We start from the raw sequence: 17,206 nt of genomic DNA on the forward strand, positions 1-17,206 counted from the left end.
TCCCACAGATTTCACAAATTAAACAGATACATTATATAAACTCTGTGATGACCTGTGAAGCCTGTGGGAATTATTATATTTTAATTAGTACGTTTTAGATTTCAGCATTTCATCAAAATACTGAATAAGCAGAGTTCTTTCTGCCTCTGTAAGTTTAGCTTCGTCATGATAAACAATATAACCAGGTAGCGGCATTGTTTTATGCTTAAGAGCTTCCATGGATCTATCAAGCATATTTTCTTTCAGTTCTTTATTATACGTTCCCCAAACAGAAAAATTAAGACGCTGACGTCCGTCATTAACATGGCTTTTTACAGACCAAGAAATAGGTGCCACATAGGCATATTTAGGATACACCGTTTCATTGGAATGACAGTCATAACAAGCATTTTTAAGAAGTGTTCTTACTTTTTCAGGAGTATTCTTGACCTGAACAAAATTCACCTTGGAATCAACCGGTTTATTCACCCTATCCATTGGAAAAAACTGAATGAGCACAAATCCCACCAGAGTCCAAAAGATTATTTTCTTTGCCGTCTTCATAATATCTATTTTACCGGAGTTATCACTGCATTCTCAGATTTTAACTCTTTTTTACTTTCCTGCACCACAGCTTTACCTTTTTCTTCAGAAACCGGTGGGGTAACCGGTACTGTTGGAGCAGGTGTTCCCTTAGGATTATCAAGCGTTCTTGTGTCTTTAAGATCCCATTCTTCTCTTGTTTCCCACAAGGCTCTTACCAATGCTTTTTTATAGAAAACATAAGCATCTTCAGCGAAGGTTTCCGTGGAGAAATCAGCTTCATCCCAATACTTGTCATTATTATTATCCACTAATATCCGGACAACATATTCTTCAGGTCTCAGGAAATCAAATTTCACTTTATCCCCTTTGGTATATTTTTGATACACTACTTTATCTGAAGAATCCAGCAGCTGAATCCAGTAATTAGATGCAGGTGCATTGGAAAGTGTGAACTCCAGACTTCCAACCTGATCTATTTTCTCAACAGTAAAATCAAAACGTTTAGATTGAGAATTCTTTGCGTAGAAAGAAGAAACCGTTTCTTTAGGAATCGTAAGCTGATAATCTTTCCCACTAACAAAATCAGAATTCACCAAAATCTGATAAGGATTGGTTTCCGAAATTTTAGCGGTAAAAGGTAGACTATTCAAAGAATCTCCTTTAACTGCCAGTTTCCATTTTGAAGGGTCTATTTTATCTACAAAATAATTGGATGAAATCTTAAAATCAGATTTTGGAGCCAATGAACCTCCTCCGTTATCACTGAAGACATCCATTGCATTTTTCTTATTATACTTATAGAATAGAGAAACCGAATACACCGTATCTTTTTTCGGGCCAATATTGTGGCTGAACAACAATTTTTCGGTGGTTTCCTGACCTATATTATTTTTCACCGCATCAAACCAGATTCTCACTGAGTCTGATTTTGGAGTATGCGTAACTTTAATATCTTTAAGCTTTTCATTAAGTGACTCCACTTTCACCTCATCCGGATGGCCTTCAAATGTCATAAGAACTCCACCGGCAATTTCTTTCATTTCAGAGTATTTCAAAGGTTTTTTAGATGGATAAACACTTAAATTCAACCCAGAAATAGATTTTTCAAAATCAATAGCTTCTTTTTTAAATCCTATCTTTTCTTTTCCCGGATCATATATTGAATTTCCGTTTTCATCTTCAAAAGCTATAATTTTATATTTTCCCGGAGAAAGGTAGTTCAGTTCATAATATCCATCATCATCTACCTTGGTAATATAATATGGTTTTTGCTTGTAATTCATGGTATCTTTTACCTGATACAACCCAACAACCATTTTATTTTCATTGGTCCCGGTTTTCTTCTTGATCTGCATGGCATCTTTTACTTCACCACTGATGTACAGATCATCCAGTTTATCTCCGGTAGAGAAAGCAAAATTGAAATACCTTAGAATATTAGACTCATTATTATCCGCAATAGAATTTCCAAAATTGAAATTATACGTGGTATTAGCCTGAAGTGTATCTGCCCACTGAATAAGAACAAATTTATTGGCAATACTCGATGGAAGAATTCGCTTTATATTTTTGATTGGCGGAGAAATGATAAGGTTTTTATTGATATCCTTCAGGGTTACGTACTCATCAAAATCCAGACGGAGTTCGTGGATATCTCTTTTTACATTAATCCTTGTAGTATCAATATTTGAACTTAAAAACTTAGGGGCCAGTGTATCCTTAGGCCCTCCAACAGGAGATCCCACTCTTGCACAGGAGTGCACAAGAAAACAGATAACAAATAATAAAAGAAATCTTCTCATGAAAATGTTTAAGCAAAAGTAAACATTATTCTCCAAAAACTTCGTGTCCGCTGTTCAAACTATCTTTGCTGTCGTTCATTACAGTTTGAAGTTTCTCCTGCTGTAAAGGGAAATTTTCAAATAATCCTGATAGTGCAAGTGCTGTATAAACCTTCCCTGAATATTTGTTTCCGATCGCTACAATGGTAACTTTAGACTTTAAAAGGTGGGCAAATACAGAGTTAGTTCCATGCCACCACCCGTTATGATAGGTAAGTTTTTCACCGTTATCAAATATTTTCATTCTAAAACCTAGTCCATAATTATTCATCCCTGCCTTTTCATTGCTGTAAGGCGTAAACACCATCTGCATCAGATCCGGTTTCAGAAAGTCTTTTGAGAACATTGCTTTTGAGAAATTATACAGATCTCTAGGCGTAGTATAGACATTTTTATCTCCATAAATCAGATCCAGACGATCTAAAGGATATAATTTATTTCCCCCGTAATAGAAAGACTGTGCAGCTGTTGGAATATCTTTTTCCTGGAAAATGTAAGTATTGGTCATTTTCAATGGAGTGAAGACCATTTCTTTCATCGCCTGCGGAAAAGGAGTTTTGGTTACTTTCTCAATCAGTAAAGCCAATAGCGCAAAGTTTGTGTTACAATACATAAATCCGGTATCGGTATCTCTTGCCAGGTCCGGTTTATATTTGATAATCATATTCAACACATCCTGATTCGTAATAAACTGTTTGGAAAGTTCTGCCGGAGCAGGCTGTATTTTGGTAATAAAATATTCGTATTTCGGTAATCCGCTTCTTTGATCCAATAAAGTCTGAACGGTTACATTCGGATAAGGAAACCCAGGGAAGAATTGGGTAAGATGATCGGTAAGTTTTATTTTTCCGGCTTCTACCAGCTTCATCATAGCCATAGCCGTTAATGTTTTTGAAACGGATGCCACGTGCAGTGGTGTATTTTTATCAATTGGCATCTGATTGCCTTCTCTCCCGAAACCTCTGTAGTTTTCGTATAAAATTTCATCACCTTTAGCGACTAAAATACCACCGCTAAGGTCTCCGCCTTCCCATATCTTTTTATAGTACTGGTCAATATATCCTGTTATAGATTCTTTATTGGAAAGCAATCCATCTTCTTTTGTAAAAACATGGCTTAGGTCAACACTTCCATAATTTGGAAGGTTGGTAGTATTTTCAGCTGAAGCCTCTTTGGATTCAGATTTATTTTTACAGGAAAAAAGGGATAAAACAACCGTTACAGCAAGTACTAAATTACGCATCTTCATAAGATTCAAAAATGAGCGGCAATTTAATAAAAGTCGAAAATAAATTGTAAATATGAAGGAGACATTATGAATAATTTAACATAAATGAAAGAAAGGACAAAAAGCAAAAAGGTTGAGAAAGTAATCTATATCATTACATTCTCAACCCTTCAGCCAATTTCTTTATTTATTAACTATGTGAAGCCAGAATTTTATCTACAATAAACTGAGCTAATTTTTCTTTACTCTGATGAGTCCAGCCTGCAATATGTGGAGTTACCATTGCTTTTTCAGATTCCAATAGATATTTCAGGTCTTCATTTTCCGTTTCAAGATGCTCAAAAGAGGACTTTTCGTATTCCAATACATCCAGACAAGCTCCTTTTACTTTCCCTGATCTCAACCCTTCTACTAAACTTTTAGTTTCTACATTTTTCCCTCTTGCTGTGTTCACAAAATAGAAGTTATTTTTCATCTCGGAAATGAACGCTTCATCAATAAGATAATGGGTTTCAGACGTTAAAGGAATATGTAAACTCAATACCTCAGCAGTCTCTTTCAATTCATCTAATGTAACCTGAGTAGCAAATTCATCAGAAAGTCCCGGAAGTATGTCATGGAAGACCACTTTACAGCCAAAACCTGAAAGTCTTTTAGCCGTAGCTTTTCCCATATTTCCATATCCAATCAATCCTACAGTTTTCCCAAGCAATTCATCACCTCTGTTTTCTTCACGCTTCCAGATTCCGTTCTTTACTTCCTGTGAAGCAATGAAAAGTCTGTTCATCAGCACCAACAGCATTCCAACAACATGTTCTGCTACTGAGTCTCTGTTTCCTTCCGGAGAGTTGATTAATTGAATGCCTAATTTTTCAGCCACAGGAATATCAATATTTTCCATTCCTGCCCCTACTCTTGCAATAAATTTCAGGTTTTGTGCATGCTCAAGAAAGTTTTTATCTAAAGGGATACGGCTTCTGATAATGATGCCATCATAATTTTTGATTTTATCACAAACCTCATCATAAGTGGAAGTAAAGTCTTCTTCCAATATAAAGTTTTTCGCTAAAAGCTGTTCAGTGATGAGAGGGTGATTTTTATCTAAAAGGAGAATTTTCATAATTTAAACACAAATGACACAAATTGATTTCACAAATAGCACAATCTGCATTTTCATACAGAAATGCTTGTAATTTTTAAACGGATATAAAAATAAAATGCTTTTAATTTGGAAGTTCCAGTATTAAAAGCATTTCAAGTTTTTATTTTTTATCTTTCTTAGAAGTTTGCGGCTCTTCAGGCTCCTGGAACAATTTCTTAAGCTCTACAGATTCCAAAGGTTTCATTCTTCCGGAAAGGATCAATGAAAGTTCTTTTCTACGGAATGCAGCTGCATATCTTTCTTTTTCCTCTTCTGTTTCCGGCACCATATCAGGAATTGGAATCGGGCGGTTAAATTCATCTACCGCAACGAAAGTATAAATTCCAGAATTGGTATGAATTTTTTTCTGATTAATCGGATCATCAGACCACACATCCACATACACTTCCATAGAAGTAGAGAATGCTCTGGAAACTTTAGATTCCAGTACTACCACTCCACCTTCAGGAATCGGATGATTAAATGAAACGTGGTTTACAGATGCTGTTACTACTCTTCTTTCACAGTGTCTTGCTGCAGAAATGGAAGCACATCTGTCCATTTTTGCTAAAAGTTCACCACCAAAAAGGTTTCTTAGAGAGTTTGTTTCGTTCGGAAGAACGATATTGGTCATAATAGTCAGGGATTCTGACGCTGTTTTTATTTTTGCCATTTATTCTTAGTGTTTTTTGGAGCAGCCGGAACTGTTTTAATAGTTTTTGCGGCAGGTTTTATCAATGAATCTTTCTTCAGAGAATCTGAAACAGCTGTTTCTGGAGTATGTACCATTACTTTCACCGTATCTTTTACAATTCTGTGGGTGGAAGTCTGTACAGACACTTTATTAAAAGATTTCTTTCCGAAAAGCAGTTCTTTCTGGGTAAATGCAAAGTATGCGATACCGAGAATAGGAATTATCAAAAGGAAGAACCAAAGGATTGTCTTCTTGAACTTATAATCTTTTTCTCCGTTTTCTGAAGTTTTTACTTTCTCACCATTATTGATATCGGAGAATCTGATCTCTTCCAGTCCGAAAAAATCCGGACGTCCTGCTTCTACTCTTTTTCCTTTGAAATGAGTATGTCCTTCTTCAATAAAGATGGTTCCCAGATTTTGAACTTCAAGAACCTGTTCTGCCTGAAGTTTTTTCTTCCAAAAATCAGTCTGTATTTTCAGATCACTTCTGGAAGCTTCTACAGACATCTGTTTTTCTTTAGCAATGAAAACAGTAAGGTCTTCGGCCTGTACTTCATAGTCAATTGTAAATTCAATCTGACTTGCAGGTGGCAGGATACTTCCGTTTTCTGAATTGATAATTGCTTTAGAATTTTTTAGAGAAAACACCCCAAAGCCTGGAACCGTGACAGTTCCAAATTGTTTTAAATATTCTAAAATGTATGCTGAAATATTCATTTGGCAGCAAATTTATAACTTTTTCATGACTTTTTGAAGATATTTAACGCATATAAAAAAAGACTGCCGAAGCAGCCTTTTGAATATTTCATATTAAAATAAGTATACTGTTCATGATCTCTGATCTCTTTTCAGAATAAATTTGCAATTCACTTATTTACAGTTATTACTTTATTTTTCGCTATTGAATTTTCCAGCTGATTCCAAACATGAAATTGGTTCCTGCCTGAGCAAAATATAATGGGCCGCCGTCTTCAGCAACAGATCCGTTATTCACGTATTTTTTATTGAACAGGTTATTCACCAATAGTTTTAATGCAACATCATTGTGACCAATTTTAAACTGATACTGAGCATTAAAGTCTGTCAGTAAGTAATCTTTAAGTTCCAGGTTTTTATCTTCCGTATTATCCATGTATTGTTTTCCTACATATTGGTTCATTAAAGCAAACTGGAAATTTTTATTTGGATTAAACCTTACGCCTAGATTAGCAATCATATTTGGGGAAAATGAAATCTGTGTATTTCCCAGACTTACCGGTGTTTTCCCAACTTCTATATTAAAATCCTGATTTCTGTTCTGGCTTACTGTAAAGTTTCCGGAAACTTCCCATTGTTTTGAAAGTTTCGCCAATGCACCAACTTCTACTCCACGTCTGTAACTTTTTCCTGAATTGGTTCTGATAAATGCGCCAACGCTGTTAAGCTGACCATTCAAAACCAATTGATTCACATAATACATGTAATAAACGTTAGCTGTTAAAGATAAAAATCCAAACTGCTTTTCAAAACCAGCTTCAAAATCATGTAATTTTTCAGGCTTTACATCATTGTTAGCCATGATATCTGCTCTGTTAGGTTCTCTTTGAGCATGCGCATAAGACAGGAATAGTTTCCCATCATTAATTTTATAATTTACCCCCGCTTTTGGATTAAAGAACAGCCAGTTTTTATCCAGATCAGCCCCATCATCATCTCCAGCCATAATGATCTTTGTATTGTAATTGATACTTCTAAGCTGTAAATCACCAAAGAATTCAAAATTATCCATTCTGAATAATGCCTTGGCAAAACCAGACACTTCATTTTTTATGGAGCGGTTTCTGTAGTATTCACTTTCATTAATCTGTGGATAAAATACTCCGGTAACATTTCCGAAATGTTTTCCGTAGTATTGATTGGCTACAGCTCCAAAGTTTAAATCAAGGTTTTCAAACTTACCATATAAAGTAGAAACTACTCCGTAGAAATCATTATCTAACCATTTTTTCCTGATGAAATCTGATTTCGTAATGGTTTGTCCACCATCAATAATATTAGGAAGATGATATTTTGAGAAAGAACTTGCCTGCTTATAGTTTTCGTAGTATCCTTTTCCTTTGGTGTAGTGAAAAGTAGTCTCTAAATTCCAACGGTCATTGAACTTCTGTTCCCATAACAACTGATAATGGTTCTGTCTGTAATTATCTGTTTCGTTATCATAGAAGTCTACAATATTTCCATTAGCATCCTTAATCTTACCAGAACTGTTAAACCTTGGATTCGTTTCCCACATTTCTCTGCTGATTCCGTTCCATGCCTGATAAGTCTTTTCTTTCCCACCAAAAGCCATTAAACGTAATTTGGTTTTTCCTTCTTCAAATAAAGCTGTAAAGTTGTAAGAATGAAGATCAGAAGAAGCTCTGTCTATATATCCATCCGAATGAATATTGGTGTATCTTCCCATCACAGAAAGACGGTCTTTCCAGAATTTTCCGGAACCTACCTCAGCTGAGTATTTATAAGTATTGAAGGAACCGTAGCTATCATCAGTCTTAAAATAAAACTTCTCTTCCGGCTCTCTTGAAATCACATTGATACTTGCACCGAAGGCAGAAACTCCATTGTTAGAAGTCCCTACACCTCTCTGAATCACAATTTGCGAAGCAGAACTCGTTAAATCCGGCACATTGACAAAAAAGGTACCCTGACTTTCAGAATCATTATAAGGAACACCATTCATCATCACATTGATAGCCGTTCCGGAAACCCCACGAATTCTAAAACCTGTATACCCCACACCATTACCTGCATCCGAAGTGGAAATGATTGAAGTTTGATTTTTTAAAAGGATAGGAAGATCCTGTCCTAAATTTTTACCGTCTAAATCTTTCTGAACATTGATAATTTCCTTAGCAACAGGAAGTCTTTTCGTAAAGCTGACCGCTTCTATTTCTCTGATCTTCAGAGAATCCGTTTTTTGAGCCTGAATAAAGGCTACAGAGCCTACACTTAGCCCTAAAAAAAATAATCCTTTCATTCTATAAATCTTTAACATTTAATGAATAAAAGGGGATCGATAAGATATTATACAAATTCAACCCTCAGTAGAGTTGACGTCCCTAAACAGCATTACCTGTTCCAGGTTCAGTGGGTATAATCTCAGCCTGTTAAAGCACCCCTTTATTTCAGCCGCGAAATTACAAAAAATATATGAGATGGTGATGTTTTCGGGATACAGGGTTCGTGATGCGAGGTATTTGGTTACGAGATGATAAGAAAAGCTTTAGTAGGAAGGTTTTGTTATATGAAAAAATTAGAGTTATAAAACCTTCATAAGTAATAAGTAATCATCATTTATCATTCATCACTTATCCTTTAGTATGTTTTATTATTCGCATCAATATAGTAATAGTTTTTGCCGTCTTTTGTGACCTCAAACATTTTCCCCAGCTTCCAGCTGAAGTTTCTTTTAATATTGGCATATTCGAAAGGGACAATGATTTTGTTATTCACATCAATAACTCCGAATTTGTCATTATTGGACGCCACAATCATCGGATCTGCAACATCATCACCTTCCATGATGTACAAATACTGATATTGCGGATAAATCTGGTATTGACGGTAGTCTGCAGCATTCACAAATTTTGCTTTTTCAATAATTCCATAGAACCCATTGAGAACATAGGCCTGGAAAAGTTGTTGTTTGTACTCTTCAAATTTACATTTACCAAGATCTGCATCTTTAAACTTATAGACCCTTTTTCCTGAATGATCTACTCTATAAGAAATCATGTCTTTTTCTACCGTTGCATAATCTTTTGACCCATATTTTCTCACTTTTTCATTCGGAGAATTGAGAAGATTGCAGTCTTCATAAAAAATACAGCGATATGATACTCCGGTTGAATAATGTATTTTCCATTTTGATTCACATACCCGAAACTATCTCCCTTCTTTTTAGGAATGAGAAGTGGAAGATCTTTATTGATTACTACCAGGTCGGGATTGTGCCTAACTGCTGCATTTTTCTCTTTTTTCACGGTAGTTTTCGTAACGTTTTTAACCGCAGGTTTCTTCACAGATTTAGTCTGAGAGAAAACAGAAATCGAAATAAAAACGCATAAAACATTCAGGATATTTTTCATATTCACCATTTGTCTGCAATATTACGGCCAAAAATAGAAATTATCAAAATCATATTTATAAAGAATCTAAATAATTTCACTCTCATAAAATAGTAAAATTTTGTAAATTTGGGGTGCATTTTGAATTGTTTAATAATTTAAAAAACTTTTTAAAAAAAAGTAGATTATGCTGACCTTCTTTGGTTAATGTTGCATCACAAGCGAGATCTCAAAATGTCATTAACGGTGTTATACAAAACAGTAAAGAAGCAGCGAAATACTCTACCTTTAATATTGAAAGACCTTCTATTATGAATATTTATAAGGATTACATCAAAGAGATTGAAGAAAGAAAAAACCAGGGGCTTCATCCAAAGCCAATTGATGGTGCTGAATTACTAAGCGAAATCATCGCACAAATTAAAGACTCAGGTAATGCAGATCGAGCAGACTCTCTTAAGTTTTTCATCTACAACACCCTACCAGGTACAACAAGTGCAGCTGGTGTAAAGGCTAAATTTTTAAAAGAGATCATTCTAGGTGAATCCGTAGTAGAAGAAATCTCTCAGGCTTTTGCTTTCGAATTATTATCTCACATGAAAGGAGGTAAATCTATCGAAGTATTATTAGACTTAGCTTTAGGTAACGATCCTGCTATTGCTCAACAGGCTGCAGACGTTCTTAAAACTCAGGTTTTCCTTTATGAAGCGGACACTAACCGTTTAAAAGAGGCATACAACAGCGGAAATGCCATCGCTAAAGAAATTTTAGAAAGCTACGCAAAAGCTGAGTTCTTCACTAAGCTACCAGAAGTAGCTGAAGAAATCAAAGTAGTTACTTATATTGCTGGTGAAGGAGACATTTCTACCGATTTACTTTCTCCAGGTAACCAGGCTCACTCAAGATCAGACCGTGAACTTCATGGTAAATGTATGATTACTCCTGAAGCTCAGGAAGAAATCAAAGCTTTACAGGCTAAACATCCTGATGCAAGCGTTATGCTTATCGCTGAAAAAGGAACAATGGGTGTAGGTTCATCCAGAATGTCAGGAGTAAACAACGTAGCTTTATGGACTGGTAAGCAGGCGAGTCCTTATGTACCATTCGTAAACATTGCTCCAATCGTAGGAGGAACAAATGGTATTTCTCCAATCTTCCTTACTACAGTTGATGTTACCGGAGGTATTGGTGTTGACCTTAAGAACTGGGTGAAGAAAGTTGACGAAAACGGAAACCCTGTTCGTAACGAAAATGGTGACATCGTTCTTGAAGAAGCTTATTCAGTAGCTACAGGAACTGTTTTAACGATTAATACTAAAGAAAAGAAATTATATAACGGAGATCAGGAACTGATTGACCTTACGAAGTCTTTCACTCCACAAAAGATGGAATTCATCAAAGCTGGAGGATCTTACGCAATTGTATTCGGTAAGAAGTTACAGACATTTGCAGCTCAGACTTTAGGAGTAGAAGCTCCGGTTGTTTTTGCTCCATCAAAAGAAATTTCTCACGAAGGGCAAGGTCTTACAGCTGTTGAAAAAATCTTCAACAGAAATGCCGTAGGAACTACACCAGGAAAAGTACTACACGCTGGTTCTGACGTTCGTGTACAGGTAAACATTGTTGGTTCTCAGGATACGACAGGTCTTATGACTTCTCAGGAGCTTGAATCAATGGCGGCTACTGTAATTTCTCCAATTGTTGACGGTGCTTACCAATCAGGCTGTCACACCGCTTCAGTTTGGGATAAAAAAGCTCAGGCGAACATTCCTAAGCTAATGAAATTCATGAACGATTTCGGATTAATCACAGCTCGTGACCCGAAAGGTGAATATCACTCAATGACTGACGTTATTCACAAAGTCCTTAACGATATCACGGTAGACGAGTGGGCAATCATCATTGGTGGTGACTCTCACACAAGAATGTCTAAAGGAGTTGCTTTCGGAGCTGACTCTGGAACTGTTGCTCTTGCATTAGCTACAGGTGAAGCTTCAATGCCAATCCCGGAATCTGTAAAAGTAACATTCAAAGGTGAAATGAAGCCTCACATGGATTTCCGTGATGTAGTTCACGCTACTCAGGCTCAGATGTTGAAGCAATTCGGAGGAGAGAATGTATTCCAGGGAAGAATCATTGAGGTTCACATCGGAACACTTCCTGCTGACCAGGCGTTCACGTTTACAGACTGGACTGCTGAAATGAAAGCTAAAGCGTCTATCAACATTTCTGAAGATAATACTCTAATCGAATCATTGGAAATCGCTAAAGGCAGAATCCAGATCATGATTGATAAAGGAATGGATAACCACAACAAAGTTCTTCAGGGATTAATTGACAAAGCGAATAAGAGAATCGAAGAGATCAAGTCAGGTGAGAAACCAGCGCTTACTCCAGATGCTAACGCTAAATATTATGCTGAAGTTGTTGTAGATCTTGACGTAATCGTAGAACCTATGATTGCTGACCCGGATGTAAACAATGATGATGTTTCTAAGAGATATACTCACGATACCATCAGAGATCTTTCTTACTATGGTGGTGAGAAAAAAGTAGATCTTGGTTTCGTAGGATCTTGTATGGTTCACAAAGGAGACCTTAAGATTGTTTCTCAGATGTTGAGAAACCTTGAAAAACAAAATGGTAAAGTAGAATTCAGCGCTCCTCTAGTTGTAGCAGCTCCTACTTACAACATCATTGACGAGTTAAAAGCTGAAGGTGACTGGGAATTATTAGAGAAATATTCAGGTTTTGAATTTAATGATAATGCTCCTAAAGGTGAAGCTCGTACAGAATACGAAAACGTAATGTACCTTGAGCGTCCTGGATGTAACCTTTGTATGGGTAACCAGGAAAAAGCAGCAAAAGGAGATACTGTTTTAGCTACTTCTACTCGTTTATTCCAAGGAAGAGTTGTAGAAGACTCTGAACGTAAAAAAGGAGAGTCTTTATTGGCTTCAACTCCGGTTGTAGTTCTTTCTGCGATCATCGGAAGAATCCCAAGTATTGAAGAATACAAAGCAGCTGTTGAAGGAATTGACCTGACTACTTTTGTACCTTCTATCAAGGAATTAACAAGTACAAGCGCTCACTAATAGCATTGAACAATAAGTCGTAAGACTATTGAAAATCATATTAATGGAAGATTTTAGTCCTTTTGGATTTAAAATCTTCCATTTTTTGTTTAGAATCGTTCTATTTTACTTTAAATACGATTTTTTTCCGAGAAAATGAAGAAAATAGAATCTATTTTTTCTTAAATTGAAAGTTATAAAATCTCTTGATTTTAGAATCAAAACAGCCCTATTTATGGATTATAGGAATGTTTTTTGATGTATTAAAAACGATTTTTCTCTTTAAAATATCAGAGAAAGAAACAATAACGGAAAAAGAACAAAACTAAATACGATATGACTTTTGATATTGATATGATCAAAAAAGTGTACGAGCGTTACCCTGAAAGAATTGCTGCAGCAAGACAGATCGTGGGAAAACCTCTTACCCTTTCAGAAAAAATTCTTTACACCCACCTTTGGGAAGGAAATGCTACACAAGCACATGAAAGAGGAAACTCTTATGTAGATTTTGCACCGGACAGAGTGGCTATGCAGGATGCAACAGCGCAAATGGCGCTTTTACAGTTCATGCAGGCAGGAAAAGCTAAAGTAGCTGTTCCTTCAACCGCTCACGCAGATCACCTGATCCAGGCGAAAGTAGGTGCTGATAAAGATTTACAGGAAGGTATTAACAAAAACTCTGAGGTATTCAACTTCTTAAGTTCTGTATGTGATAAGTACGGAATCGGATTCTGGAAGCCAGGAGCAGGGATCATTCACCAGGTTGTATTGGAAAACTATGCTTTCCCTGGAGGTATGATGATCGGGACCGATTCTCACACTGTAAATGCTGGCGGACTAGGAATGGTTGCCATTGGTGTTGGGGGTGCTGATGCAGTAGACGTAATGGCAGGAATGGCCTGGGAGCTTAAAATGCCTAAACTTATCGGGGTTAAATTAACCGGTAAAATGAATGGCTGGACTTCTGCGAAAGATGTTATCTTAAAAGTAGCAGGAATTCTTACTGTAAAAGGAGGTACAGGATGCATCGTAGAATACTTCGGTGAAGGGGCTGAATCCCTTTCTGCAACCGGAAAAGGTACGATCTGTAACATGGGTGCTGAAATCGGGGCTACAACTTCTACTTTCGGATATGATGATTCTATGAGAAGATATCTGTCTGCAACAGGAAGACAAGATGTAGTAGATGCAGCAGATAAAATTGCTGAACACTTAACAGGGGATGCTGAAGTATACGCAAACCCAGAACAATATTTTGACCAATTAATTGAAATCAACCTTTCTGAACTGACTCCACACTTAAACGGACCTTTCACTCCCGATTTGGCAACTCCTGTTGCTGAATTCAGAGCTAAAGCTGAAGCTAACGGATGGCCATTAGAAGTTGAGTGGGCACTAATAGGTTCTTGTACCAACTCTTCTTATGAAGATTTATCAAGAGCGGCTTCTATTGTAGAAGATGCTGTATCTAAAGGAGTAAAACCTAAAGCAATTTTAGGTATTAATCCAGGTTCTGAGCAGGTGAAATTTACAGCGGAAAGAGACGGATTCTTAGATTCATTCAGAAAATTTGAAAACGCAAGAATCTTTACTAACGCTTGTGGACCTTGTATCGGACAATGGGACAGAGAAGGCGCTGAAAAAGGAGAGAAAAACTCGATTATTCACTCTTTCAACAGAAACTTTGCAAAAAGAGCTGATGGTAACCCAAATACCCACGCATTCGTAGCTTCTCCAGAAATGGTAGCTGCTGTGGCTATCTCAGGTAGATTAGATTTCAACCCAATTACAGATACGTTAACCAACGAAGCTGGTGAGCAGGTAAAACTTAATGAACCTAAAGGATATGAACTTCCTGCAAAAGGATTTGCTGTAGATGACAATGGTTATCAAGCTCCTTCTGAGGACGGATCTAAAGTGGTTGTTAATGTAAGCCCTACTTCAGACAGACTTCAGTTATTGGAAGAATTCCCGGCTTGGGATGGTAAAAATATTACAGGAGCGAAAGTATTAATCAAAGCTTTCGGAAAATGTACTACTGACCACATTTCTATGGCTGGGCCATGGTTGAAATACAGAGGTCACTTAGACAATATTTCCAACAACATGTTAATTGGAGCTGTAAACGCTTATAACATGGAAACTAACCACGTTAAAAATGAATTAACGGGTGAATATGGGGAAGTTCCTGCTGTACAAAGAGCTTACAAAGCTGCAGGAGTGCCAACCATTGTTGTAGGAGACCAGAATTATGGTGAAGGTTCTTCAAGAGAACACGCTGCGATGGAGCCTAGACACCTTGGTGTAAAAGCAGTATTGGTAAAATCATTTGCGAGAATCCATGAAACGAACCTTAAAAAACAAGGAATGCTGGGAATCACTTTCGCTAATGAGGCTGATTATGACAAAATACTGGAAGATGACACGGTTAACTTCTTAGATCTTGATCAGTTTGCTCCAGGAAAACAATTAACTTTAGAATTCGTTCACAAAGACGGAACTAAAGACATCATCATGGCTAACCACACTTACAACGATCAACAGATTGATTGGTTCAAAGCTGGTTCTGCACTGAACTTGATTAAACAACAAGAGAAATAAGAATTAATTGTTAGATCGATTAATGATAAAAGACGGCTTCTATGGAAGCCGTCTTTTTTGTTTTATTTCTATAAAAATGATTCACGCTCATATTTATGTATTCATAAATCTATAAATGCGGAAGCTGTAAAATTCAATAGGAGTGGACTTTAGCCCGCTTTCATCATCAATAACAAATCCATTGGCTTTAGCCAAAACCTAAAAAAGATCTGCTCAATCTCCGAAATCTACTTGATTTTTATTTCTCGCAGATTTTGCTGATTACGCAGATTCTGAATGGTTGGATACTTCTAAACCTTATTGAATAAGCATTCTCTATTTTAATTTCTCTAAAAGATTAGACCTATAACTATCCCCTATTGGAATTTCCTGTTCCGATAACACAAGCTTTTTGGCTCCAATACTTTTAATTTTATCCAGATTTATAATGAAAGACTTATGAATCCTTACAAACTTATCAGAAAGCTGGCTTTCCATAGATTTAAGTGTGTCCAGAACGATATACTCATCCCCGGCAGTGCGGATGTTTACATAGTCTTTTATACTTTCAATATAAAGAATCTCATTAAAGTTAATGCGATGTTGCTGCCCGGAAGATTTAACGAAAAAATGAGCATCTTCTTCCTTAAAAGAAAACCTTTCCTGAGCCTTCATAGCACTTTTCAGAAATCTGTCAAAGGATATTGGTTTGAGAAGATAATCCACAATATTATGTTCATACCCTTCCAGCGCATATTCTGAATATGCTGTTGTTAAAATATACTTTTGTTTGGGCCCTACAATCTTCATAAAATTGATTCCTGTAAGCTCCGGCATCTGAATATCCAGAAAGATAAGGTCCGAACCATTATTCTGAATATACTCTAATGCCTCAATAGGATTTTCTGTAGAGAAAACCAGTTCAAGAAAAGGAATTTTCTGTACATACTGTTCCAGAAGAGAAATGGCCAGAGGTTCGTCATCAACGATGATACATTTAATTTTACTCATCCTTTAAATCAATTTTTAAATCTACAATAAATTCTGTTTCGGAATCTTTGATGTTCAGCTCATGCTTTGGATATAATATTTCCAGTCGCTTTTTAACATTCTGAATACCAATTCCGGAAACGGAATCTTTCATCCTCTCTTTTTTAAAATTTAAAAGGTAAAAATGTAACACTTTATTATGATCTGAAATTCTCAGTTCAAACCCTTTACCACGAAGATCTCCATGCTTAAAAGCATTTTCAACAAATGGTACCAATAGCATCGGTGAAATATTGAGATGAGGATGCTTAATATTTTTTTCCACAAGAATAAGTTCCGGATTTCTGAGTCTCAACTTTTCCAGCTCTATCAGGCTATCTATATATCCAATTTCTTTATCAAGAGTAATACAATCTTTTTCAAGGTCTTTTGTACTGTATCTTAATAACTGTCCGAGTTCTTCGATGGCAGGTAATGCTTTCTCCGACTTCTGATAAACCAGTGAATAAATGTTATTTAATGTGTTAAAAATAAAATGTGGGTTAATCTGGGTTTTTAACGCCTTCAGTTCTGCACTTTTCTTTTCTTCCACCAGCTGAAGTCTTTCTGCATCAAGGGAAGAATATATTTTAAATAAGCAGAAAACCGTACTCATAAAGATAGGTGTGACACTATTGTAAATATTATCAAAAAAATAATACCAGAACTCTGTTTCCTCTGGATAATTACTGATTCCAAAAAAATGATTCAGCACTACCTCTTCTGCAAAATAACGTACCAAAACAAAGCAGGTAACACTAATGAAAAATCCAGCAATAGCCTTATACAGTTTATTTATTTCAAAAAATTTGGGAACAATAAAAAAATAGTTGAAATAAAAGCATACAAAACTGGTCAGACAATAAGTTAAGCCCAAAATAAAATGTCCTTTGTTAAAGACAAAATAAGGAACAATAATAATTCCTACCAAGAACATACCCCAGTAGAAGAGATGCAGGAAAAGCAATTGTTTTTGTTTCATA

At 36.2% G+C, this 17,206-nt stretch carries 13 protein-coding genes; 2 read left to right on the plus strand and 11 right to left on the minus strand.

Annotation, left to right across the window (positions count from 1 at the left end; all coding sequences use genetic code 11):
• Positions 1 to 84: 84 nt before the first annotated feature.
• The 9 genes from BOQ64_RS15480 to BOQ64_RS24050 form a co-directional block, all read right to left on the minus strand.
• Entirely contained in the window at positions 85 to 543 is a 459-nt protein-coding gene (locus BOQ64_RS15480) for a heme-binding domain-containing protein (protein ID WP_129059097.1), read from the minus strand.
• Between the two features lie 5 nt (positions 544 to 548).
• A complete protein-coding gene (locus tag BOQ64_RS15485) occupies positions 549 to 2,327 on the minus strand; it encodes an Ig-like domain-containing protein (protein ID WP_129059098.1) in 1,779 nt (592 codons plus the stop codon).
• Between the two features lie 25 nt (positions 2,328 to 2,352).
• Positions 2,353 to 3,615 carry a serine hydrolase domain-containing protein gene (locus BOQ64_RS15490; protein WP_129059099.1) on the minus strand — a complete coding sequence of 421 codons (1,263 nt, stop codon included), beginning with the start codon at positions 3,613 to 3,615 and terminating at the stop codon, positions 2,353 to 2,355.
• A 169-nt stretch (positions 3,616 to 3,784) separates the two neighbouring features.
• Positions 3,785 to 4,714 carry a 2-hydroxyacid dehydrogenase gene (locus BOQ64_RS15495; RefSeq protein ID WP_129059100.1) on the minus strand — a complete coding sequence of 310 codons (930 nt, stop codon included), beginning with the start codon at positions 4,712 to 4,714 and terminating at the stop codon, positions 3,785 to 3,787.
• Positions 4,715 to 4,856: 142 nt separating this feature from the next.
• Complete coding sequence (locus BOQ64_RS15500) at positions 4,857 to 5,408, minus strand: acyl-CoA thioesterase (protein ID WP_045501370.1); 552 nt, start codon at positions 5,406 to 5,408, stop codon at positions 4,857 to 4,859.
• Positions 5,396 to 6,148 (minus strand): hypothetical protein, encoded by a 753-nt coding sequence (locus BOQ64_RS15505; protein ID WP_129059101.1) that lies wholly within the window; start codon positions 6,146 to 6,148, stop codon positions 5,396 to 5,398. Before BOQ64_RS15505 ends, BOQ64_RS15500 begins: the two co-directional genes overlap by 13 nt.
• Positions 6,149 to 6,329: 181 nt before the next feature.
• Positions 6,330 to 8,447, minus strand: coding sequence for a TonB-dependent receptor (locus tag BOQ64_RS15510; protein WP_129059753.1), 2,118 nt, complete (start codon positions 8,445 to 8,447; stop codon positions 6,330 to 6,332).
• Positions 8,448 to 8,785: 338 nt separating this feature from the next.
• Positions 8,786 to 9,250, minus strand: coding sequence for a hypothetical protein (locus tag BOQ64_RS24045; RefSeq protein WP_228448414.1), 465 nt, complete (start codon positions 9,248 to 9,250; stop codon positions 8,786 to 8,788).
• A complete protein-coding gene (locus BOQ64_RS24050) occupies positions 9,247 to 9,558 on the minus strand; it encodes a hypothetical protein (protein WP_228448415.1) in 312 nt (103 codons plus the stop codon). The genes BOQ64_RS24045 and BOQ64_RS24050 overlap by 4 nt, the downstream gene beginning before the upstream one ends.
• 290 nt (positions 9,559 to 9,848) lie before the next feature.
• Here BOQ64_RS24050 and BOQ64_RS15520 point away from each other — a divergent pair, with 290 nt between their 5' ends.
• Both BOQ64_RS15520 and BOQ64_RS15525 read left to right on the plus strand, forming a co-directional pair.
• Complete coding sequence (locus BOQ64_RS15520) at positions 9,849 to 12,632, plus strand: bifunctional aconitate hydratase 2/2-methylisocitrate dehydratase (protein WP_129059102.1); 2,784 nt, start codon at positions 9,849 to 9,851, stop codon at positions 12,630 to 12,632.
• 315 nt (positions 12,633 to 12,947) lie between these two features.
• Positions 12,948 to 15,215, plus strand: coding sequence for an aconitate hydratase (locus tag BOQ64_RS15525; RefSeq protein WP_129059103.1), 2,268 nt, complete (start codon positions 12,948 to 12,950; stop codon positions 15,213 to 15,215).
• Positions 15,216 to 15,530: 315 nt separating this feature from the next.
• Here the strand turns inward: BOQ64_RS15525 and BOQ64_RS15530 are convergent, their stop codons facing one another.
• Both BOQ64_RS15530 and BOQ64_RS15535 read right to left on the minus strand, forming a co-directional pair.
• Complete coding sequence (locus tag BOQ64_RS15530; RefSeq protein ID WP_129059104.1) at positions 15,531 to 16,205, minus strand: LytR/AlgR family response regulator transcription factor; 675 nt, start codon at positions 16,203 to 16,205, stop codon at positions 15,531 to 15,533.
• On the minus strand, positions 16,198 to 17,205 hold the full coding sequence (locus BOQ64_RS15535; protein ID WP_129059105.1) for a sensor histidine kinase: 1,008 nt from the start codon (positions 17,203 to 17,205) through the stop codon (positions 16,198 to 16,200). The genes BOQ64_RS15530 and BOQ64_RS15535 overlap by 8 nt, the downstream gene beginning before the upstream one ends.
• Between the last annotated feature and the right edge of the window lies 1 nt (position 17,206).

Origin of the sequence: Chryseobacterium sp. CH25 (assembly GCF_004119455.1) — a bacterium.
Taxonomy (GTDB): Bacteria; Bacteroidota; Bacteroidia; order Flavobacteriales; family Weeksellaceae; genus Chryseobacterium.